Origin of the sequence: Vibrio ziniensis, from assembly GCF_011064285.1 — a bacterium.
Taxonomy (GTDB): domain Bacteria; phylum Pseudomonadota; class Gammaproteobacteria; order Enterobacterales; family Vibrionaceae; genus Vibrio; species Vibrio ziniensis.
This window is the reverse complement of record NZ_CP049332.1, coordinates 673,869-696,429: the sequence shown is the minus strand read 5'-3', so window position 1 is coordinate 696,429 and position 22,561 is coordinate 673,869. Positions and strand designations below refer to the sequence as shown.

Annotated in this window: 20 protein-coding genes; 8 read left to right on the top strand and 12 right to left on the bottom strand. The window is 39.7% G+C overall.

The features are described from left to right. Nucleotide 1 precedes the first annotated feature (1 nt). From G5S32_RS18120 to dgcN, 3 genes are read right to left on the bottom strand one after another with little or no spacing between them, the layout of a single operon-like run. Nucleotides 2–859: a D-amino-acid transaminase gene (locus G5S32_RS18120; RefSeq protein WP_165313564.1), complete on the bottom strand. Its 858-nt coding sequence runs from the start codon at nt 857–859 to the stop codon at nt 2–4. A 9-nt stretch (nt 860–868) separates the two neighbouring features. Continuing rightward, complete coding sequence (dgcA, locus tag G5S32_RS18115) at nt 869–1,843, bottom strand: N-acetyl-D-Glu racemase DgcA (RefSeq protein ID WP_165313563.1); 975 nt, start codon at nt 1,841–1,843, stop codon at nt 869–871. After that, nucleotides 1,843–2,847, bottom strand: a complete 1,005-nt coding sequence (dgcN, locus tag G5S32_RS18110) for an N-acetyltransferase DgcN (RefSeq protein ID WP_165313562.1) — start codon at nt 2,845–2,847, stop codon at nt 1,843–1,845. The genes dgcA and dgcN overlap by 1 nt, the downstream gene beginning before the upstream one ends. A gap of 897 nt (nt 2,848–3,744) precedes the next feature. Here dgcN and alr point away from each other — a divergent pair. Both alr and G5S32_RS18100 read left to right on the top strand, forming a co-directional pair. Beyond that, on the top strand, nt 3,745–4,827 hold the full coding sequence (gene alr / locus G5S32_RS18105) for an alanine racemase (protein WP_165313561.1): 1,083 nt from the start codon (nt 3,745–3,747) through the stop codon (nt 4,825–4,827). Between the two features lie 165 nt (nt 4,828–4,992). Continuing rightward, nucleotides 4,993–5,244, top strand: a complete 252-nt coding sequence (locus G5S32_RS18100; protein WP_165313560.1) for a hypothetical protein — start codon at nt 4,993–4,995, stop codon at nt 5,242–5,244. 260 nt (nt 5,245–5,504) lie between these two features. On the opposite strand, the gene malG is transcribed toward G5S32_RS18100, so the two are convergent. From malG to malE, 3 genes are all read right to left on the bottom strand, one after another. After that, a complete protein-coding gene (gene malG / locus G5S32_RS18095) occupies nt 5,505–6,395 on the bottom strand; it encodes a maltose ABC transporter permease MalG (RefSeq protein ID WP_165313559.1) in 891 nt (296 codons plus the stop codon). A gap of 11 nt (nt 6,396–6,406) precedes the next feature. After that, nucleotides 6,407–7,981 carry a maltose ABC transporter permease MalF gene (gene malF, locus G5S32_RS18090; RefSeq protein ID WP_165313558.1) on the bottom strand — a complete coding sequence of 525 codons (1,575 nt, stop codon included), beginning with the start codon at nt 7,979–7,981 and terminating at the stop codon, nt 6,407–6,409. 73 nt (nt 7,982–8,054) lie between these two features. Further along, nucleotides 8,055–9,236 (bottom strand): maltose/maltodextrin ABC transporter substrate-binding protein MalE, encoded by a 1,182-nt coding sequence (gene malE, locus G5S32_RS18085; protein WP_165313557.1) that lies wholly within the window; start codon nt 9,234–9,236, stop codon nt 8,055–8,057. A gap of 747 nt (nt 9,237–9,983) precedes the next feature. Here malE and malK point away from each other — a divergent pair. Next, the gene (gene malK, locus G5S32_RS18080) at nt 9,984–11,111 is read left to right on the top strand and encodes a maltose/maltodextrin ABC transporter ATP-binding protein MalK (protein WP_165313556.1); all 1,128 of its coding nucleotides are present in this window, start codon (nt 9,984–9,986) and stop codon (nt 11,109–11,111) included. Between the two features lie 153 nt (nt 11,112–11,264). On the opposite strand, the gene G5S32_RS18075 is transcribed toward malK, so the two are convergent. Then, on the bottom strand, nt 11,265–11,675 hold the full coding sequence (locus G5S32_RS18075; protein ID WP_165313555.1) for a hypothetical protein: 411 nt from the start codon (nt 11,673–11,675) through the stop codon (nt 11,265–11,267). A gap of 530 nt (nt 11,676–12,205) precedes the next feature. On the opposite strand from G5S32_RS18075, the gene speG reads away from it, so the two are divergent. After that, entirely contained in the window at nt 12,206–12,730 is a 525-nt protein-coding gene (gene speG, locus G5S32_RS18070; protein ID WP_165313554.1) for a spermidine N1-acetyltransferase, read from the top strand. Between the two features lie 45 nt (nt 12,731–12,775). On the opposite strand, the gene G5S32_RS18065 is transcribed toward speG, so the two are convergent. Beyond that, complete coding sequence (locus G5S32_RS18065; RefSeq protein WP_165313553.1) at nt 12,776–13,384, bottom strand: 2OG-Fe(II) oxygenase; 609 nt, start codon at nt 13,382–13,384, stop codon at nt 12,776–12,778. Nucleotides 13,385–13,592: 208 nt separating this feature from the next. Between G5S32_RS18065 and G5S32_RS18060 the strand changes: the two genes are divergently transcribed. After that, complete coding sequence (locus G5S32_RS18060; RefSeq protein WP_165313552.1) at nt 13,593–13,913, top strand: heavy metal-binding domain-containing protein; 321 nt, start codon at nt 13,593–13,595, stop codon at nt 13,911–13,913. A 59-nt stretch (nt 13,914–13,972) separates the two neighbouring features. Here G5S32_RS18060 and G5S32_RS18055 read toward each other — a convergent pair whose 3' ends face one another. Further along, complete coding sequence (locus tag G5S32_RS18055) at nt 13,973–14,647, bottom strand: LuxR C-terminal-related transcriptional regulator (RefSeq protein ID WP_165313551.1); 675 nt, start codon at nt 14,645–14,647, stop codon at nt 13,973–13,975. 415 nt (nt 14,648–15,062) lie between these two features. Here G5S32_RS18055 and G5S32_RS18050 point away from each other — a divergent pair, with 415 nt between their 5' ends. Then, nucleotides 15,063–15,854: a hypothetical protein gene (locus G5S32_RS18050; protein ID WP_165313550.1), complete on the top strand. Its 792-nt coding sequence runs from the start codon at nt 15,063–15,065 to the stop codon at nt 15,852–15,854. 142 nt (nt 15,855–15,996) lie between these two features. On the opposite strand, the gene G5S32_RS18045 is transcribed toward G5S32_RS18050, so the two are convergent. Both G5S32_RS18045 and G5S32_RS18040 read right to left on the bottom strand, forming a co-directional pair. Then, nucleotides 15,997–16,170, bottom strand: a complete 174-nt coding sequence (locus G5S32_RS18045; protein WP_165313549.1) for a hypothetical protein — start codon at nt 16,168–16,170, stop codon at nt 15,997–15,999. A 242-nt stretch (nt 16,171–16,412) separates the two neighbouring features. Then, the gene (locus tag G5S32_RS18040; protein ID WP_165313548.1) at nt 16,413–17,747 is read right to left on the bottom strand and encodes a DUF1254 domain-containing protein; all 1,335 of its coding nucleotides are present in this window, start codon (nt 17,745–17,747) and stop codon (nt 16,413–16,415) included. Between the two features lie 134 nt (nt 17,748–17,881). On the opposite strand from G5S32_RS18040, the gene G5S32_RS18035 reads away from it, so the two are divergent. Further along, a complete protein-coding gene (locus G5S32_RS18035; protein WP_165313547.1) occupies nt 17,882–18,802 on the top strand; it encodes a LysR family transcriptional regulator in 921 nt (306 codons plus the stop codon). A 441-nt stretch (nt 18,803–19,243) separates the two neighbouring features. Further along, the gene (locus G5S32_RS18030) at nt 19,244–19,867 is read left to right on the top strand and encodes a PEP-CTERM sorting domain-containing protein (RefSeq protein ID WP_165313546.1); all 624 of its coding nucleotides are present in this window, start codon (nt 19,244–19,246) and stop codon (nt 19,865–19,867) included. A gap of 818 nt (nt 19,868–20,685) precedes the next feature. Here G5S32_RS18030 and G5S32_RS18025 read toward each other — a convergent pair. Beyond that, the gene (locus G5S32_RS18025; RefSeq protein ID WP_165313545.1) at nt 20,686–22,482 is read right to left on the bottom strand and encodes an MFS transporter; all 1,797 of its coding nucleotides are present in this window, start codon (nt 22,480–22,482) and stop codon (nt 20,686–20,688) included. Nucleotides 22,483–22,561: the final 79 nt, after the last annotated feature.

Genomic DNA, 22,561 nt, shown 5'->3' with positions numbered 1-22,561 from the left:
ATTATTCAGCGAGCTCTAGCGCCGTTTTAATATAGATATCACGTAGCTTCAGCGCGATATCTCCCGGCTTACCATTACCAATTGGTTTATCGTCTATTGCCACAACAGGCCAAACAAACGTCGTCGCAGAGCTAATAAACGCCTCTTTAGCATCATAAGCCTCTTCAATAGTGAACAGACGCTCTTCGATGGTTAAGTTCAGCTCTTGAGCCAACTTCATCAATGATGCTCGCGTAATACCGTGCAGAATATCGTTGCTTAGAGGACGAGTGACTAAAACATTGCCTTGAGTGACTATGTACACATTGCTAGAACCACCTTCAGTCACAAAGCCATCTTCAATTAGCCAGACATCCTCTGCCCCCGCAGCGTGAGCAACATGCTTAGCCATACATGCAGGTAGCAAGCTGGTTGTTTTGATATCACGACGGCGCCAACGAATATCATCAAACGAGATCACTTTAATACCCGATTGAGTCTTCGGACTGTTAATCAGACTTCTGGCCTGGGTGAACAAAACCAAAGTTGGCTCAATGTCGTCACTATAGGAAAAGTCACGATCACCTTCGTCTCCGCGAGTCAGTTGCAGATAAATCCCACCTTCAACTAAATCGTTTCTTTTGATGAGTTCACGCTGAATGTCCATTAACTGATCGCCTGTCACAGGCATCTTTATACCCAGTTCTTTTGACGAGCGTTCTAAACGCGCAAGATGTCCTTGATGGTCAATGAGTTTGCCACCTAGAACTGCTGTTACTTCATAAACGGCGTCAGCAAAAAGGAAGCCGCGATCGAACACCGATACTTTTGCTTCACTTTCAACGATAAATTCGCCATTTAGATATACGATACGTTCCATTGTTTCTCCTTACCCCCACAGCTTTTGTTGAAAGGGCAGCATAGAATTGTTTTCAAATTCAAATCCGTTTTCAATGTCTTCACTGAGTAATAACGGCCCATCTAGGTCTACAACCTCAGCGCCTTGTGCAACTACAAAAGCGGGCGCCATGCTCAATGAGGATGAAACCATACATCCAACCATGATTCGTAAACCCAATGATTGTGCCTGTGCTTTGAGCTTGAGTGCCTCTGTCAATCCACCGGTTTTATCGAGTTTGATGTTGATCGTGTCATAAAGCCCAACGACTTTCTCAAGGCTATGTCGGTCATGGCATGACTCATCAGCACAGATCGGGATCGGGCGTTCTAACGAAGCCAATACAGAGTCCTGATCCGCGTGGAAGGGTTGCTCTATCATAGCCACATCAAGTTTTATTAACTCAGGAATTAGCTGGATATAGGCCTCGACTGTCCATGCTTCGTTTGCATCGAGAATGATTTTCGCGTTTGGTGCTCCGCGACGAACCGCTTGCACACGAGCTAAATCCTCTGGACCTCCGAGCTTCAGTTTCAGCAAAGGTCGGAAGGCATTCTCAATCGCCGTTTTCTCCATATTTTCTGGAGTGTCGAGCGATAAGGTATACGCTGTTGTCAATGATTCAGCTTGCAAGCCAACTTGCGTCCACACCGACTGCCCACTTTGCTTGCATTCCAGATCCCACATCGCACAGTCGACCGCATTTCTTGCCGCACAAGCAGGCAGCAGTGGTTGAAGTTGTTCACGTGTGATTCCACTTTCAATTTCTGGAATAACATCCGTGATTTGCTGCAAAACACTCGCAATCGACTCACCATAGCGGGCGTAAGGAACACATTCCCCTCGCCCAATCAACCCCTGGTTCTCAATCTCAACAATGATGGTCTCCGCTTGGGTTTTACTGCCGCGAGAAATAGTAAAGCTACCACGAATAGGCCAACGTTGAGTGTAGAGTTTTACCTTCATTACAGCTCCAGAAGATTATCAACAATACGCGCTACACCTTGGCGGAATGGGTCAACAACAGGCAAACCTATTTCTGACTCTACTTTATCCATATAAGCCATGGCATCACTTTCACTTAAACCTGATGTATTGATAGATACACCAACAAATTTAACCGCTGGGTTAGTTAAACGAGCAGTAGCAATATTTGCTGCCATACACTCTTTTAAACCCGGTAGTTGGTAATCAGGTAGACCACGCATATGAGCGCGAGTTGGTTCATGACAAAGAACCAAAGCATCAGCTTGAGAACCATGAATAAGACCTGTTGTAACACCAGCATAGGATGCATGGAACAGAGAACCTTGACCTTCAATAACATCCCAATGTTGTGGATCGTTAGCTGGAGTAATGGTTTCAATCGCACCAGCGATAAAATCGGCAACAACACAGTCAGCACTCACGCCTGCACCAGTAATCAAAATGCCGGTTTGACCTGTGGCACGAAAATCAGCATCCACACCACGCTCTTTCATCTCTTTCTCGATAGCTAGCGAGGTATACATTTTGCCAACTGAGCAGTCTGTTCCTACAGTCAACACACGTTTACCCGAACGCTTTTTACCATTTGCGACAGGGTAAACTTGGGTTGGATAGCGCACATCATATAGCGCACAGCCATTTTTAGCTGCGCACGCTACAAGCTCAGGAATGTCTGTTAGTTTGTTGTGCAAACCAGCTGCGATATCCATACCAGCTTCTAGAGCTTCAATAAGAACAGAGATCCATTCTTGAGAGATAATGCCACCACGGTTAGCAACACCGATAATTAAGGTTTTTGCACCCGCCTCTTTAGCCTGAGCAATATTCAGATCTTTCAGACCGACATCAGCGTTACACGCTTCAAGTCTCAATTGACCAACACAGTATTCAGGGCGCCATGTTTTTACGCCTTGCGCCACTTTTGCTGCGAGTGAATCTGCAGCGTCACCCAAAAATAGTAGATACGGTTGTTTAAGTTCCATCTTTTATTGCTCCATTTTGGTCAGCTAGACCAGACACTAATGTTGAATACCTTTACAACCTACAGCTTAATATCCTTATCAACAATAGGGTAAACAGCGTCTATCTATTCATATATTTTCTATAATTGGCATTTTTAAGCATTTATTATTCACATAAATACAATACAATGCATAAATACTCGCATCTTAAAATTTACATAAAATATCACCTAACAATAAAAATGCAGCGATTTATGAAAGCCGAGTAGTTCAAAATTGAAAGATTGTTTTATTGACCAAAAATTTAGTTGTTATATCTAAAATTCAGCCAAACCTAATAAACAGCCATTAATACCAATATTTTTATTTTTGTTAGTGTTTTCTATTTTGTGATCATGAGCACTAAAAAACATTAATGTATACAATTCAGCCTCGATGACGATGATAAATATCATATGTAACTGCATCATTTTGGATCGGATTGCACCATAAATGCCTGTTATATCGGTGGTATTAATCTTACTGTTGTCTACCACGTACATATTGACCACTTTTACAACAGAGAGACATGAGTATAAAAACCCATTAACATCACAAAAAAAATAATTTTATTAAACCATGATTTGATAATATTTAAGATTATTATTCTGAATAAAAGAGATATTAGAGCTCTCATCAGAAAGAAAAATCAGGCAGTGATTTTCTCCATACAGAAAACTCCAAATTAGTCGTTTAAACTAGTAAAACCTCTGGTGTTAGCATGGTCTGTATATTGCTAAATAAATGTATAAAATCTTCCCCTGCGAGCTGTTGTTCGCTGTTGGAGAAACAGGATTTACTCAGTATGATAGCTACTCTTTAGTAAGCCCCCATTTCTGAGCTGCAATGGAAACCAAGGTACAAATTAGGACGGATTCAATGATCACAGCTGAAGCTCTTATCAATCTAAAAGCGCTTAGTGATAACTATGATTTGCTAAAAAAGAAATGTGGAAATAAACCTGTAGTCGCGGTTATCAAAGGCGATGCTTACGGTCACAATGCGGTAAAAACCGCACAAGCTCTACCTCAGGCGGATGTATTTGCGGTTTCTCGTATTGAAGAAGCGCAAGAGTTAAGAAATTCCGGAATTACACAACCCATTTTGCTTCTTGAAGGTTGCTTTTGTAAAAGCGACCTAGAAATAGCGGCACGCGAAGGCTTTCAAACAGCGATTCACTGTCAAGAGCAGTTAGATGATCTGAAGAATGCCACATTGGCTGAACCGGTAACAGTCTGGCTAAAATTGGACACAGGTATGCATCGTCTGGGTGTACAACCTTGTGAACTTAATGACTATGTTGAGCAAATAGAAGCGACAGGTAAACTCGCGGGCCCTGTTGGCTTTATGAGTCACTTTAACTGTGCCGATGATCTTTCCTCTGCTTCAACACAAAAGCAAATCGATCTGTTTCTTTCACAAACCTCCCGCTTTCCTGGCCCGAAAACCTTGGCGAACTCAGCTGGGATTCTCTATTGGCCAGATTCTCACTTAGATTACATGCGTGCTGGTATTGCACTTTATGGCATCAGTCCAAATGAGAATGAAACCGGTAAAGACCTTGGGTTGCATTGTGGTATGACCCTAAAGTCGATACTCATTGCGGTTCGCAAACACAAAGCAAATCAACCCGTTGGTTACGGTGAAACGTGGACTTCCCAACGTGATACTTATATCGGTGTTGTGGCTATGGGTTATGGTGATGGTTATCCTCGCACTGCGCCAGAAGGTACTCCTGTCTATGTTAATGGGCGTGTTGTGCCAATCTCAGGTCGTGTATCAATGGACATGATCACCGTTGATTTAGGCCCTGATTCTCAAGACAAAGTAGGTGATAGCGTAGAATTTTGGGGTGACAACCTACCGATCGAGCAAGTTTCTAAGCACATTGGAACCATTCCTTATGAGCTTGTCATTAAGCTCACTAAGCGAGTTCATAAAACCTACATCGTAAATAATTAATGGCTGAATATAAAAGGAGCTTGATGGAAATCAAGCTCTTTACTTTTCAACCTTCCTATCTCAATAAAGCCAATCCTACTGATCAGTTGATGCTGTAATAGAAGCTTCATTTTTCTTTGCTTTAATAGCCTCGAAAACTAAACGGGCTCTCTAGAGAAAGAAAACATGCCATTGTCCACCACTGATATTACTTTAAGTGAAAATACTCTCTCCGATTTGAAATCTATTGAATATCATTGGATTCGAACTTTGTATGTCGAAGGATATCAGCCTTCTGAAATCAATCACTACATTCGTACTTGTTTTGGTGGCGATGACACTTTTGCAGACCTGTTTAGGAAAGTCGCCTTGCAACAAGAGAGCTTATACGTACTGCTGCAATACATTGGCTGCGCACCCTCCAGCAAAGAATTCTAGGCGACTTTTACTTTTGCTATTTTTGTGTCCACAACACCCTCATTGACCTAAATCAGAAACAGATTTAACAGGCATAAAAAAACCTGAGCAGAGCTCAGGTCATGGTTACAAAAACCGTTAGTCATTTACAGTAAGGAATTGAGCTAACAGCCAGCTATGCGTAACGCCAGAAGGTATGTACCTGTCTTAACTGATCAGCGGCCAAACCAAATTGTTAAGTAGATACAAAATGGGCGACCTTACAGTCGCCCTTATCGTTGTTATCCTTTCACACCGCCGGCCGTTAGTCCTCCGACTAGCCAACGCTGCGCAAGCAAGAATACGATAGTAATTGGTAAAGCAGACAACACTGCCGCTGCTGCAAAGTCACCCCATAAATAGTTTTGAGGATACAAATATTGCTGCATACCAACTGCAAGTGTGTAGGAGTTTACATCAGAAAGTAACAGAGATGCCACTGGAACCTCACCGACGACACCGATAAATGAGAGAATAAACACAACTGCTAAAATCGGCACTGATAACGGTAACAATACCAAACGGAATGCTTGCCATGGTGTTGCTCCGTCAAGTGCTGCTGCTTCTTCCAATGAACGATCAATCGTTTCAAAGTAACCTTTGATTGTCCAAACATGTAAAGCGATACCACCTAAGTAAGAGAAAATCAAACCACCGTGAGTATTCAAACCTAGGAATGGAATGTACTGCCCTAACTTGTCAAACAAAGCATACAGAGCCACCAATGCTAATACCGCTGGGAACATCTGGAAGATCATCATTGCTTTCAAGATGGTGCTTTTACCCTTGAACTTCATGCGGGCAAAAGCGTAAGCAGAAGTTGTCGATAACGCTACGATTAGCACAGAACTGATCGCTGCTACTTTTACCGAGTTCCACAACCAAGTTAACACAGGAAACGGAGGTGGTGTCACAGATCCATCCGCGTTTTCTACCGCGATACCTAACGCCAACTTCCAGTGTTCAAGCGAAGGACTGTCAGGAATCAAACTACCTGTCGCAAAATTACCCTCGCGGAAAGAAATCGCTACGATCATTAACAGTGGGAAAATGATTAATGCTAAGAATGTCCACATTGCAATGTGCGTCGCCAACACTCTGTATTTTAGGGATTTGCCTTGAACCATTGCCATAGTGCGACTCCTTAATCTTGTTCAAGCTTAGTGAAACGGAGGTTGAGTAATGCCAACCCACCCACGAGTAAGAAAATCAGAGTGGCAATTGCACTCGCCAAACCAAAATCTTGGCCACCAGCCCCTTCGAACGCAATACGATAGGTATAGCTAACTAATAGGTCGGTATAACCCGCAGGCTCTGAAGTACCAATCATGTTCGGTCCGCCTTGCGTCAATAGTTGAATCATCACAAAGTTATTGAAGTTAAAGGCAAAACTTGCAATAAGAAGTGGTGTCATCGGTTTAATCATTAAAGGCAGTGTGATACGAGTAAAATTGCTCACAAAGTTTGAACCATCAATTGCCGATGCTTCATACAAGTCTTCTGGAATGGCCTTTAAAAGCCCCATACATAGAATCATCATGTAAGGGAAACCTAGCCATGTGTTCACAATCAACACCATAGTTTTGGCAAGTAAAGGATCTGAGAACCAAGTTGGGCTAATACCGAAGATAGCATTGAGCAACATATTGATTTCACCAAAGCTTTGGTTGAACAGGCCTTTAAAGATAAGAATCGAAATGAACGCTGGAACGGCGTAAGGCAGAATTAACAATACGCGATAAACCGCTCTACCTTTTAGCGCTTCCCACTGAACAACACTCGCAAGCACTAAGCCAATCATCAGAGTGAACACAACAGTCAGCAGCGAGAAAATAACCGTCCAGATAAAGATACTGATAAATGGCTCTTTGATACCATCATCTTTCCACACACGTTCGAAGTTGTGTGTACCGATTGAAACGATAAAGCCCGGAGATACTGTTGAACCAACGAAATGACCGCTCTCATCGACTGGTTGGTAATAACCTACATCCATATTAGGGCGTAACATCTCACCCGTTTCTTGGTTTGTCAGTGTCTCACCATCGTCATGCATTTTATATAAAGGTACGACGGCAGCAAACTTACGTAGGCCGCTCATGCGGATATCATCACCATTAGGAAAGTGTAGGTCGAATTCACTGAGGGCTGCACGATTACTTATGATCGTTTTGATCGGTGCCTTATTACCTGTTACAGGTTGTTCTGTTGGCGTAAGGTTCAACTCACGACTTGCTTCATTTAGCGTAAAAGCTTCTGTCACATATTGAGTATCACCATCTTGAATAGTGATTTGAAAACCTAAGTCGGTTTCGTACAAGTCAAAAGAATAACTTTGACCACTTTGGAACGTTCTATCCATCAATACTGACTGAGCACGCTCTAAAGAGAGTTGGTTCTTAGCGCTATAATTCGTGAAAGCCAAATTAACCGTATACGCCAAAGGGAAAAGGATGAACAAAATCATCCCGGCGATACCCGGGTAAATATAGCGGTGAGCGTAAGTTTTCTTACTACCAAAAATATAAAGTGCTAATGCGGTAAGAGAGAGAGTAAGTAACGCGAAGGCAGACTCACCGCGCGAATACATAAGAATGGATGCATAACCGTTAACAACACCAATAGCGCCTAAGACTGCCCATTTAAGTAGCGTTCGCTTATTGGTAGATAGTGCTGCTGACGGTGGCGACATCGCTTCTGAACCTTGAACTGACTGCATAGTACAACCTGCTAGCGAATTAAACTGAGAAAATAAGGAGGAGTTACCCCCTCCCCAAAGTAGAACTAAAAGATTACTTAACCATTTGCTTTTCTGCGTCTGCTAATGCGGCATCCACAGTTTGACGACCATCAACAATGTTGATAATTGCGTTCTTAGCTGCACCCCAGAATGCGTTCATTTGTGGGATGTTTGGCATAATTTCGCCGTTCATTGCGTTGTCCATTGTTGCTGCAATGCGAGGGTCATTACCCAATTCTTTTTGGAATGAGTTCAAAGCTACGGCACCTAGTGGCTTGTCGTCATTCATCTTACGTAGACCATCGTTCGTCAGTAGGTAGTTTTCAATGAACTCTACTGCTAGATCTTTGTTAGGCGATGCAGTGCTGATACCCGCAGTTAATACACCAACGAACGGTTTGGAAGAGTGACCATTAAATTTAGGCAGAGTGGTTACACCGTAGTTGACGCCTGACTTATCAATGTTGCCCCATGACCAAGGACCATTGATTGTCATTGCTGTATTACCTTTGTTAAATTCAGCTTCAGAAACCGAGTAATCCATATCTGAAGAGATAATGCCTTTGTCTACAAGACCTTTTACAAAGCCCATTGCATCAGCAACACCCTTGTTAGCAATACCTGCATCTTTTATGTTGTAACCTTGTGATGTGTATTTGAATGCGTAACCACCATCAGCTGCCATGAGTGGCCAAGTGAAATACGGTTCTTTAAGGTTCCACATAATAGCTGACTTACCTTGCTTTTTAAGCTTAGCATTCAACTCAGCAACTTCTTCCCAAGATTTTGGTGGATTTGGAACTAGGTCTTTATTGTAAATCAGAGATAACGACTCGACTGCAATTGGGTAACCAATAAGTTTGCCTTTGTAGTTCACTGCGTCCCAAGCGAAATCGATGATGCCATCTTTAATTTGTTTCGATGGTTTAACTTCTACTAGTAAACCAGCTTCAGCATAACCACCAAAACGGTCATGTGCCCAAAATACGATATCAGGACCGTCGCCAGTCGAAGCTGTTTGAGGGAATTTATCTTGAAGAGCATCAGGATGCGCAACCGTTACTTTAATACCGGTGTCTTCTTCGAATTTTTTACCAACTTCAGCCAATCCGTTGTAGCCTTTGTCTCCATTGATCCAGATAGTCAATTGACCTTCTTCAATTGCAGCGTGAGCTCCAAAAGAACCAAGGGCAACTAACGTACTTAGCGCTACAGTACTTAGGGCATTTTTCATGTTCATATCCTTTTAATATTTATGTTGTAGGGCTAACCAAGAGGTTTTGCCGTATTTCGTCATATATCATCAGAAAAAACAGACAATGACTCATCCTCCTATGCACTACGCCTTTGGTATTATGGACTATTTTCGTGATCTCTATCGCCACAAGTGATAGATGAATGTCACAAAAAGACGCTTTGTTGTGAGCAATCTCAACTTCAAAAGCATCAATTATTTGAGATTGATCTAACTACGCCTTATCCCCCCTCCTCCTACTCATCCTCTTCTACTCCCCCTACAAAAAATCACATTAGGAGGATGTCATCGAGCCTTGCATCTTAGAGACTAGCTAGGTCCAAAGCGGATGGTAAGAGTCTTTCTTAGTACCCATATTTAGGTCCTAGTTTACATTGCCGATTGAGGCACTTTCGCAAATATGTATACGACACAATTGTGTGCCGGGGGGAGTACATAGCTGCTATATAAGTGCCTGATTTTTTGGCTATGAAGGGTGATGTATGGTTTCGAGCAGCGTATACCCAAATGTCATTGAAATACTTCACCCTTTCTTTTCTTACCGATTAAGGTTAAAAGCTAGTTTAGGCCTGATGCGAAATAGCTGCTTAAATGATTCATCTCAAAGCCGAGAAATCATAAACATAAATGTATTCCTACTACTATTGCTAACAGATTTTTGAGTAAAACAATGTCATACAATGATGAGCAGTAGTAATTAAAAAGTGTTGATCGAGGACGAGCTAGATGTCGAATGTCACGTTAAAAAATGTTTGTAAAGCCTATGGCGATGTAGTGATTTCTAAAAATGTCGATTTAGACATTAAAGAAGGCGAATTCGTTGTATTTGTAGGTCCATCCGGTTGTGGTAAATCGACGTTACTTCGCTGTATTGCAGGTTTAGAAGACATCACATCTGGTGACTTATACATTGGTGACCAACGAATGAATGATGTTGAACCATCTAAGCGTGGGGTTGGTATGGTATTCCAGTCTTACGCTCTATACCCACACTTAAACCTTTACGACAACATGTCATTTGGCTTAAAACTCGCAAAAGCCAATAAAGAAGAAATCCACAAACGTGTTGACCATGCTGCTGATATTCTGCAGCTCACTCATTTGCTGGATCGCCAACCAAAAGCGCTGTCGGGGGGCCAACGTCAACGTGTGGCTATCGGTCGAACACTGGTATCTCAGCCAAATGTATTTCTGCTTGATGAACCACTCTCAAACCTAGATGCTGCGCTTCGCGTTCAAATGCGTTCAGAAATAACGAAATTGCAACGAAAGCTGGGCTGCACAATGATTTATGTGACCCATGACCAGGTCGAAGCAATGACTATGGCCGACAAAATTGTCGTATTGGATGCTGGCTATGTGTCACAGGTTGGCCAGCCGCTAGAACTTTATCATTATCCTAGAAATCGTTTTGTGGCTGGCTTTATTGGTTCTCCAAAAATGAACTTTATGAGCGTTTTCATCGAAAACGTAGAGAAAGGCAGAGTCATGGTTCAACTTTCAAATGGTACTGCTTTCTGGATTCCTGTTGACGGCACCACCGTAAATCGTGGTGAACGAATGTCATTAGGTGTACGACCAGAGCATTTGCTGACAGCAAGTGAAGGGGATGCACGAATTGAAGGAAAAGTGATGATGGTAGAGAAATTAGGCAATGAAACTCAGGTATACATGAACCTAAAAGGCTCAGACTCTGATGTTATCTACCGCCAGCCAGACACATTAGATGTTGAAACCGATGATGTACTATCAATTGGAATTCCAGCACACCGATGTCACCTATTCCACAGTGATGGACGAGCTTGCCGTCGCTTATTCAAAGAGAAAGGTGTTGAATTGCCAAAAGACTATTGAACCTTAACACCTATATATTAACGTCCCCTTGGAACTAACGTTTGAGGGGACATTTAACTTTTATATAAACTGGCTAGAACAACGATAAATTGATAAAACCATTCAACAAAAGTCCTTTAAGTCTATTCTTTGCCATAATACTTCAGCTTATCGTTAGTAGTTAATCACTAAATTATTTTTACTACCATTCGTTAATAGTAATTGTTGGATATCATCATAAAGCTGGTTTTCATTACTTACATCACTATCACCCCAGTAAACAACCACTTCTGAATATTTACCATCTCCATATGCTTCGGTCATAATCTGATTTTCAGGAATCAAATCAGATTGAATTTGTTCATAATAATTACTGTTCAATGTTACACCTTTAAAACGGTCAATAGCATTGATATTAGAGTCAATAATATTTACAGATAAAAAACCACCTAGATGATTAGAAAAGTCATACTGCATTAATTTTTTTAGCTCATATTGCGGCACAAACATAGTCATACTATCGTTAGCAATCACCAAGTTGGAGACTATTAAGGATGAAACAGCCAATATAAATTTAGTTATCACGATATATTTCCTTATCTGATTTCATGCACCAATATATGAATACATCTCCTCATACTAGATTTCTAATCAAAGCAATAATTATTTATTTAAAGAAACTAATTAATTAAAGTTTCAAACGAATGTTATTATCACACCAACAACTAAAACAGTTACTATTTCTTAGACTAGAAGTAAATGCTAGTTACATCCATCAACTTTAAGTTATTTTTCAAAAGTTCCGTATACTCTTAAGCAGTACAAATTTATATTTTTAACAACACAAATATACTAATAAATACAAATAGCTAACTAAACTTTAGTTAAAGTTAATTATTTTTAATACTCTAAGTCCATACTTATAATAAAGATAAAAATAAATAGGTTTCATTATAAAATGCAATTTGCACAGATATATTGAGTAAAATGTAACTAGAGACTCATCTTATAACATCTAAGGTGTTATATTTTAGAAAGCCGAACCATAAAAGTTAAGAGAGCAAATTGTCATAATACTATGCTACAAAACCCTATCATCAATACAAGGCATTAATATGAAACAGCATTTATCTCTTCGAGCGTTAGAACGTGGCGACCTACGATTTATCCATAATTTAAACAACAATCGAAACATTATGTCTTATTGGTTTGAAGAGCCGTATGAGTCATTCGATGAGTTAGAAGAACTGTACAACAAACACATTCACGACAATGCAGAGCGCCGTTTTGTTGTTGAAGATGAGAATAAAGCACTGATTGGCCTAGTAGAATTAATTGAAATTAACTACATTCATCGCAGTGCAGAGTTCCAGATCATTATTACTCCAGAACATCAAGGTAAAGGATACGCTAACACATTGATCAATAAAGCATTAGACTATTCATTCACAATTCTTAATCTTCATAAAATTTACTTACATGTAGCAATAGAAAATGAAAAAGCAGTGCATCTCTATGAACAATGTGGCTTTATTGAGGAAGGCCATCTTGTTGAAGAGTTCTTTATCAACGGTCAATACAGAGATGTGAAACGTATGTATATCCTTCAACATCAGTATTTAACACAAGCTCGCGTTTAGCGTTGAACTATATGGTAAAAAAACAGGCTAATAGCCTGTTTTACTTTAAGAAAGAATATCGAAACGACTTTCACTAACACCGTTTGTACGAAACCAACCGGCTATACTATGGCGCTTTGCGCGAGCAGGAAGTACTTCATGTGGGAATTGCTCTGAAAGAAATACAACTAATCGACCTGCAATTGGTGCAATGGTTTGAATCAGTTGATCATTAAGATCATAAACGTTTAACTCACCACCGTTTTCTTCACTCCAGTCTTCATTCATGTAAAAGACCGTCGTCAATTTGCGACTTTCATTGCCACGAAATGCATCTAAGTGCTTTTTGTAGAAGTCTCCAACTTCGTATTGAGCAAAATGAGCTTCATATTCAAACAAGCCCAAAAATAGAGATTGATTTACTTCTCTACGAATAGACTCCATACGTTCTAGATAGTCTTGCACAGGTTGGCCCATATCAACATCTAGCCATTGAATTTTATCTCGACGAATGTCCGTTGCTCGCTGAATCTCTTCTTTTCGTCCAATTCGTGCTCGATGCCAATCGTCAGAAGCACAATTCTTGAGTAGCTTCACTTGCTCAATGGTTAAGAAATCATCCCAGATATACCAACCTTTTTCAGCAATTGAATCTAACAGCTGTTCTAAAGCCATATCCCTCACACACGAAGAAAAAGAAAGCGTTATAACCAGAGTATGTCAGGACAGCAAATCAACATCTTAATCTTGAAGGATAAAATTAATTATCAAATATAGTTGTTAAAAATCAACATATTAGACAAGTAACAAAAGTAATAAAGCAACAACAAGCTAAAGATGATATAACAAAGTTAAACCACATAATTTTAATTGGGAATATCTCATGATAGTAACCACAACCCCTACCGTAGAAGGCAAACGAATAGTTCGTTATTGCGGCGTTATTGCAGGAGAGGCCATTCTCGGTGCAAACATATTTAAAGATTTGTTCGCAGGTATCAGAGATATCGTCGGTGGACGTTCAGCAACTTATGAACATGAGTTGCAAAAGGCACGAACAATCGCACTAACTGAACTTGAAGCTCGAGCCAAAGAGCTCGGAGCGAATGCTGTCGTTGGAATTGATTTAGACTACGAAACGTTTGGTAAAACTAACGGTATGTTAATGGTGTCGGTAAGCGGTACTGCTGTATTTGTCGAATAAAAAAGGCAGCTTAGCTACCTTTTTCATTACAAATAAAATAATACTCATGAGCTGAAAGGCTATTGGCTGACTTCTTCGAGCCCAATATTGTTTTTTGCCCAAATTAATGCTTGGAGACGATTCTTAGCATTGATCTTCTTAAATACATTGTGAAGATGAGTCTTAACTGTATTTTCGCTTACATAAAGCTGATCCGCGATTTCAATATTGGATGCACCACTACCAAGCAACTTTATTATCTGTTGTTCGCGCTTTGTTAATTTTGAGAACATCTGAGATGTGACCACAGAGTTACCCGCACGATAATGTAGAATATATTCTTGAGCTAAACGACGAGTAAGCCACATCTCGCCTTTTAAGATCTTACCCATTCCTTTGACGAGTGTGTCAATGTCATCATCCGCATAAAATACGCCAGCCAAGCTATGCCACTTAAATAAATCTTTTACTTCTATATCACTAGGGCAGTTCAACACAACTTCACGAGCATCAATGCAGCACAGATGTTTAAATGAAGCGTAATCAGACAATCCATGGTCATCCAAACGGGCATAATCAATCAAGATAAACTGAATTTCATGACACGAAGGGTTATTTTCTTGCATCCAAATATCACAAAAAGGCGATATTTCTATTTTTATTGGAAGCTTAGTTTCCAAAGCATCTTTAAGTAAACGTGATTGCATGCAAACATCTGAAAGTAATCGTACGTTTAGTTTTTTCCCTTCTGTCATTGTAAAAACTCCTAACCATAGACCCAACTTATGTAAAACTAACGTTGATAAAAAATAAGTCAATGATACAAATTCGCCCATATTTAATAATCAATAAAAATTTATTATTATTGTAGTAATTTCATACAGTTATCATATTGTCTTATTTTTAAGAAACCATTTCACTTTATTTAAGGTTCAGCGTACGGTTCGTATTCAATTAAATAATTTAATTTATATCTGTTTAATATTTAAATTATTGCCCACTTTCCAAAGTGGAAAGTGCAAGTTTCTTTGTTATCTGCATCTAATAATTTGTAAATTAAGTTATTATATAGAGAATGTCGTTCCAATAATTTTAGTCATCCTAAGTTACAAACGTGTCTATGCTAATGGTAACTATTGTTCAATAATCACTTTATCGGGTGTTTCAACTATGGCAAAAACAATTTCTCTCTCTATTCTCGGTCTATTAGTCAGCGTGACCTCTTTTAGTTCAATGTCTGAAGAGCAAGCAAAAGAAGTTCAAGACATGTCCGATCCTCTTGCGGTATTCACACAAGGCGGCATCGGCATTACCGATAAAGGTTTAAATTTAAAAGTTGGTCAAACCTACGATTCCGGTAAAGAAAACGTCGCCGCAATGAATGTGTTTGAACTCAAAGGGATTGGTGGGGGGGCACTAGGAATTCGTGACAACGATAAGGCTTTATATAGCAGCGTTGACGATAGCATTGATTCTTTCCGTTTACGTAATTTCCAGGCAAACGTAACTAACGGTCAAGGACGTCAACTTGACATGAGTTACAATGTGGATTCAGATTCACTTGATGCTTCTTATAGTATCCTTCAAGCTCTTCCCAAAATGGGAATTTTAAACCTTTACCCACTGGCAGGTGCAGGTGTCACCGTAGCAAACAACTATGATGGTGAAGGTGATAATGGTTATGAGATTCCGGGTACATTCACCGTAGTAGGTATGTATGCTAAAGTGGCTCTAACAGACAAGATTTGGATCAACTATAACCCAATGTATATGCACACACTATCGGGTTCCGATCTCTACAAAAATAGTTATTTCGCAGGCGACAACAATATTTTAACTCATGAGTTTGCTATCTCATACCAGATGACTCCACGCTCAAATATTCGTTACTTTGCTAACTGGAATGAAAAAGTCGACTTTGCTGATGGCGACCACCGCATTGAGTTTAACTATCAGTTCTAACCTTCATTCTTAATCCATAAAAAGCGCCCTAAAAGGGCGTTTTTTTATTAATCCGAATCCACTATTTCGCTTTGTCGATTTCTGACATTTGATATTTGCCACTTTGGACATCTTCATCCACACCGTCGAAACGCATAATCGCTTAAAATGGCTTTTTCGGTACAGGTAAGAAATTCACATCACTTTCTTTACTTTTGGTGCTTGAACTCATCTTAATGGTGGAATAACCATCAACATTCGTTTTACGATCAGCGGCGTCATCTGACGGCAATCCCCGTTGGCCTAAGTATGTGCCTTCACATTCCTTGGCGGTCACCTAAAGATTCATGAGTTCCAAGTAAGTCAGGTTCTAGCGTCAGTCATTTTAGGAGCCAATTCAGGAAGGTGTGTCATACCCTCATCTTTGCCAACTTTGTTAGTTTACAGAATGTTGTAAGTAATGAAGACTCCACGAGTCTTGGATGTGTGAGAATATTTTGGATGCTGAGAATAACTAAAAAAATTACTGATCTTCAAAGCAAAAACGCCCAGCCATATTTAGCTGAGCGTCTTCATTAGTTAGTTTTTCACTTTTACTGCCTCAGGCATTTGATACTCGCCACTTTGGATTGCTTCGTCAGGGCCATACAAGCGTAATATGTTGTAAAATGGCTTGTTTGGGATAGGAAGGAAATTGCTGTCACTTTCTCTACCTTCAGTATTCGAACTCATGTAAATGGTGTAGTAACCATCCGCATCTGGCTTTAACGTGCGATCACCACGACTATGACGGTTCATAGAATTGTGTTGCATCAGTCTAGTGTCGTTCGCGTAAGTCGTTACAGACCAAAATTCACTCGCATTTGGCGCTTTAAATCGCATTACATAGTCATGTTTTGAACCATCTAGTAACTCACCATCAGAGTCGACAACAGCTTGACGATAACCAGTTTCTGCTGGCGGTAAACCCCATTGACCGATCAGCGTGCCTTCAGCAAATTCATCACGAGCACCTGTACCAAGATCTTCACGAGTACCAAGCAATTTACGGGAGTCAACCATCATCGGGGCTAAAGCCTCCAAATGTTCCATACCCGCTTTCTGACCAATTTTTGCAAGTTCCAATTGTTTGTCAGTGAAATCGTATTTACAAGCTTCGATACCAACAGATTTGTATTGTTCAACCCACATTTTGTCAGCTTCAACCATACTACCGTCGCAAAGCATGAAGTTAACGCGCTCAAGCCATGAGGTATCTTTAACGTCTGGATAACTACGCACGATAGGTTTAGGTCCATTTTCACCTAAGTAAGCTGACAATGTACGAACGTTCCATTGATCCATATAGTTCAATGCCACTTTTTCGTCCGCTTTACCCACAGCCATAATGCGCCCCATGAGTTTAACGATGTTGCTCTCAACACGGATCACTTTATCTACTGAATCTGGCACTTCACCTTGCCAAGATTGAGAAGCGAACATGTACTGGCCACCTTTTGTACCTTGCGTACGTGAACCAATCATTGCGTTAGTGTAGTGTCCCATATCCATAGTATGAAGAATCCAATAACGGCCTTCATCCATATCCGGTACGCTAACAATTACAGGCTCAGCAGCCACATCCAACCAACCCATTACATGCAAAGTGTCATTATTAATCGTTACATGATCGGTGTAGGTATCATCCGCAATATGACGAATGTTTTGAAAGCGGTTTAATGGGTAATCTTTTTCAACTACCGTGCGATAAAAGAACTTATACGCTTCATCAATTGAGTAAGCATAAACATAGGCATTCTTAGCTAATTCGTGCTCATTCTGAGTCAAAGGAGCGGTACTTGTTCCAGCAAATGCGCCAGAGCTCAATAAGCTAGCACCTAGGGCAGCGGTAAGTATTTTAGTCGTTGTTTTCATCTTGAGACCTACTTGGTATCTGAATCGATGAAGCCACTATAAATAGCCGAAGGTTATAATGGAAATAACCACTAGGTATTCAATCTATATCATATTTGATATAGTTACATCAACTCAATGAGCTAGAGCTACTTATGATGAATTTCGACTACAACCTGTTAAAGGTACTAGCGGTATTGCTAGAAACCCAAAGCACGACAACTACCGCAGATAAGCTCGCCACCAGTCAACCCGCGATTAGTCGATCACTAAAACGATTGAGAGAACTTTTTGCAGATGATTTGCTGGTACGAAGTGGCGGGCAAATGGCACTAACGCCAAAAGCCGAAAACATCAAAACACAATTGCCCGATGTCCTTATCGCAATCAATGGCTTAGTTGAACAAGCCGTTGAGTTCGACCCAGCAACAGTCACTCAAGACCTACATATTGCAATGAATAGTTCAATTGGTCAGTGGTTTGCGGCTCCACTTGCTCAGCTCATATCAGAAAAGGCTCCGCAGATTAACCTAACGATTGAAGACTGGACTGAAACCACTCCGACGAAAATTGATACAGGTGAAATTCAATTTGGCATTAACTACTTTCCGATGGAGCTACCAAAGCACTTTGTACAAAGAAAGGGGGGAAAGGATCATTTTGGCATCGTATGTAGTAACAAACACCCACTTGCTAAGAAAGTGATGAGTATAGAAGACTGTACCAGCTACCCTTTCGCCGTGCACATTATCAAAGATTGGAATGAAAAGGAGCAACACATTTCCCGAATGCTGAAACCCTTTAATGTTGAACCGAGAATCCAATTACGAACAACTCATCTTAGTGTCATTTTGGACGCCATCAGCAAAAGGGATTTACTCTTTCCCTGCTCGACTCATTTAATAGAACAGTTGGATAAACGCTATGCAAGCGTTCAAATTGATAGCATCCTTCCAACGTTAGAAGGTCACTTCGGTTATGTGTATGGCGTGAAATGGCGAAATGAGCCCATGACTCAATGGTTAGAAGAGATCATCAATCATCTTATGTTCTCACTAAATATTAAGGCGAACTAATTTTATATCTTTTAACGATGTTTCTTCGCCTCTAATCTGAATTTAACTCCCCAAGAAACTCGGCATGGATGAGACACTACGATATATACGTCGCGCAGATATACAGTTAGTGACTAACCTACTTGCAGAGATTGTCGTTTTTTATATCTATGATCTTATTATGCTTTTATAACTGTCTAATAACTTTACACTTTTCATCTTTTTAACAAAAAAATCAACTTAATTTATTGTTTTATATATGATTATTAATTGGTTCAAATTTTGCTTATCCACTCCTGCTGCTAAAAATAAAACAAAGAACAGAAATGAATAGGAGAAATTTGATGTTGGGGAGTTTCAGTGTAGCACTGCTTAGCCCCGTGAATGCATTTATACATGCATAAATGTCAGTTTTCTTTACACATTCGTTTCTGAGTAACAATTAATTGGGGAAATAAAATAGTGAAAATAAAAAATATATTTTGGGGAATTCCACTAGCTCTTTTCTGTACTTTTGCCAATGCTGGAATCATTTCATTTACTATTAATCAAACTTTTTCTCAAGGTGGTGTGACTGATCTGCCCTCTACCACAATAAGCTTGGGAGGCGCAGGGTCATTTATTCTCGATCCAGGATTTTCTGGAGATTATTTTGACTTTATGTTTCCTAACTCCGGTACATTTTCAACGACCTCTAGTGAAATTGAAGGGTATTACTTCCTAGATTCATATTCGCTTGGAGAAACGCTTGGAATCGGAAATTTTGGCTCTCACATTAGTGCCATTGGGGATTGGGATACAATTCTTGTTTCTGGATTGGCTGATAGCATATGGGAAACTAGCCATAGTGGTTATTTAGGATTTTTAACTGAAGATTCTTTATATGGTTGGATTGATTATACATTCACCCGAACTGATCTCACCTCTACTATTACCCTACTAAATGGTGCATATAGCGATGTCGCATACGCTGATATTTTAGTGGGTGTTAGTGAAATACCAGAGCCATCATCTTTAGCTTTATTTTTTATGGGAATTCTTGGCTTTAGCGTTTGGCGTCGCCGTAAAATGAATACCGATATTTAAGTGTAGTAGTAATACTATTCTAGGTAAAAATGTGATCAGATTAAGTAACGGTGCAGCAATAGTTAGGCATAGAGAACAAACACGCATTAATTCGTCAGTGAACCTCCACCGAGCCTTCCTTGGCTCGGAAGGCTTGCTTATCAATACCCAATCACTGAACAGCTAATTTTCCAGATTGGTATAATTTGACTATGCATTATCTATAGCTAGTAACGGGGCAAGCGCATCTAAGCTTCAACTACGTGCTAATTACTACTGCATATATCTTCGAACTGCACCAAAGAAAGTGAGCGCAATACCTGTTCCTCGTTCTTAAATGTGTAAAACACATTCACACCTTTGACAGTTCCCAAATTCCGTGTTTTACAAAAGCCAATAACTAAATCCCTTGCTTTAGTCATCAAATATTAAGTTTACTGTAACTGAAAGCAGCACTAACCTAATATTGGTAATAACATGCCTTGAGGCGCGTGTTCTATATAATAGGCTGGTTTTTACGTTTGATTAGAAAGTCAATTGCGACCATTTGAAATTGCCTTCCAGGAATTAACCACAGTACTCTAACAATCCTAGGTAAATCTTCAATCTCGGGGGAGTTGTTCTTTAGAGAAAAGAAGCTTCAGCGCATCTTTTCGTAACGTTTATTGAATCCCATAAAATTGAAACTGGTAACGCATATATGCACGCATCTTCCGTGAATTGTCACTATTTTCCAAGGGTTCTAGCGTGGCTTTTACGGCAATAGTCCAAAAATGCACTCCGCGAATATTTCTTTACAGCTAAATAAGTTCAATCTTGAAAAATAACTATAGTTATAGTTACTTGTACTTGGCCAGTAAATTATGAATTTCATCAAGTTGTTCTGGTGCAGCTCGCGATATTGATGCTATTAGTTCTTTAAAGTCATAATTATCCGAACCTTCCTGTTTGTCTGCTTGCCTTATATTGCTAGCCGTTTCAAACATATTTTTAGCAAGCTGTTGACTAAATTCACCTAATAAATCAGGCGATTTTTCCATAATAATATCAATAATAGGTTCTGCGTCATACTGAATAGATTCACTAATTGTAGCTAACAAACCAACACAGTTTTCTGGCTTTTTCTCTATAAGCCATTCAACGAAAGTCTCTATTTCTTCTGGAGTAGAGTTAGAAATATTTCTTACAATATCTAGTGATAGTTCAGGGTTAGTTATTGTGATTGCCCTAAATAAAGTAACTGTATCAATGGATTCAATAGATGCAGCCCTTCCGGCAACAACGACCGCCCATTCAGGGTGCTTAGTTGTTATGCTGCGAATGAATGCTATTGCCGAATTAGGGCTGCCTAAGGCGAGCCTTTCCATCTGGTCCATAATCTCATCAACAATGATTGAATGCTCTGTCAAGACGGTTCGGGGATCAAGTTCTTCTGCTCCAATATTCGGTATGTGGACCACAAACTGCTCTTGCTTTTCCTTGGGTAAAGAGGGTCTCACTTGTATCCGATACAGCGTAAAAATCAACAGTAAACCTATCATGAGCCATACAAAACTAAAGATTGCCTTAGGACCACTATATTCCATCCATAAAGACACGCTATACGGTCCGATAATCGCCCCTAAGCCATATACGCAAAGCAAAGTTGATAGTACAGAAACCATCTGAGAAGTAGCCGTCTTATCGAATACTTCAGAAATACTAAGTGGATATAAACACGCTATCATTCCCATTACTACAGCTATGATACAAAGTGATAAAACTTCTATATTTGATTCAATAGAAATAGGAAGAAAGTAACTCGAAACTAATAATGAAATACAGCTCAGCACTACTGCTCCTTTACGCCCAAAACTATCTGAAAAATATCCCATAGGCATTTGAAAAAGTACGGCCCCAATAGTTGCCATGCCCATAAATAGAGATAGTCTAAACCCTTGTATACCGGCGGCATCAAAATATATTGGAAAAAGGTTTAGCGCTGTAGAATAAAGTAATCCACAAACAAAGCATGTGACAAAACCCAACGGTGACATAAAATATAGAGCTTTAAAAGTAAGTGATTCATTTTTCTCTATTTCAGGTTCGAACTTTGAAATAAACACCACTGGAATAATCGACAAGCTAAAAACTAAACCACAGATGATGAACAGCGTCACTTCAGTAGGCTCAGCGATAACTAAGCCAAACTGCCCTAAAGTAATTGCTGTCAAAACGAAAACTTGGTTAATTGCCATTATTTTTCCACGATTACTTTCAATAGCAACACTGTTGAACCAGGTATCTAAACTTGCAGTTGCACAAGCAATACCAAAACCTAAAATAGCTCGACAGAGAGACCAAACCCATAAATCTTCAGTTATTCCCATAATAAGAATAGAGGCGGAGCATATGCCCCCACAAAAAGCAAATGTTCTAATAATGCCAATATTTTTCAATATTTTTTTACATACGATTGCACCAAGAAGAAAACCTACAGAAAACATTGAAAGAATAAAACCGATAATAGAAATTTCTTGACTATCAGCGGTTAATCGGACTGGAATTAACAATCCACTCAACCCATGTCCAAACATAATAAAACAAGAACTAATAAAAAGTAGAGACAAAGGTTTTAAAGTATATATTACTGACATTGTATTCTCATTTTAAATATGGCGAGATGTAATCAAAACCCTCGATAATGATCTAATATATATTTAAAACATAGCGATA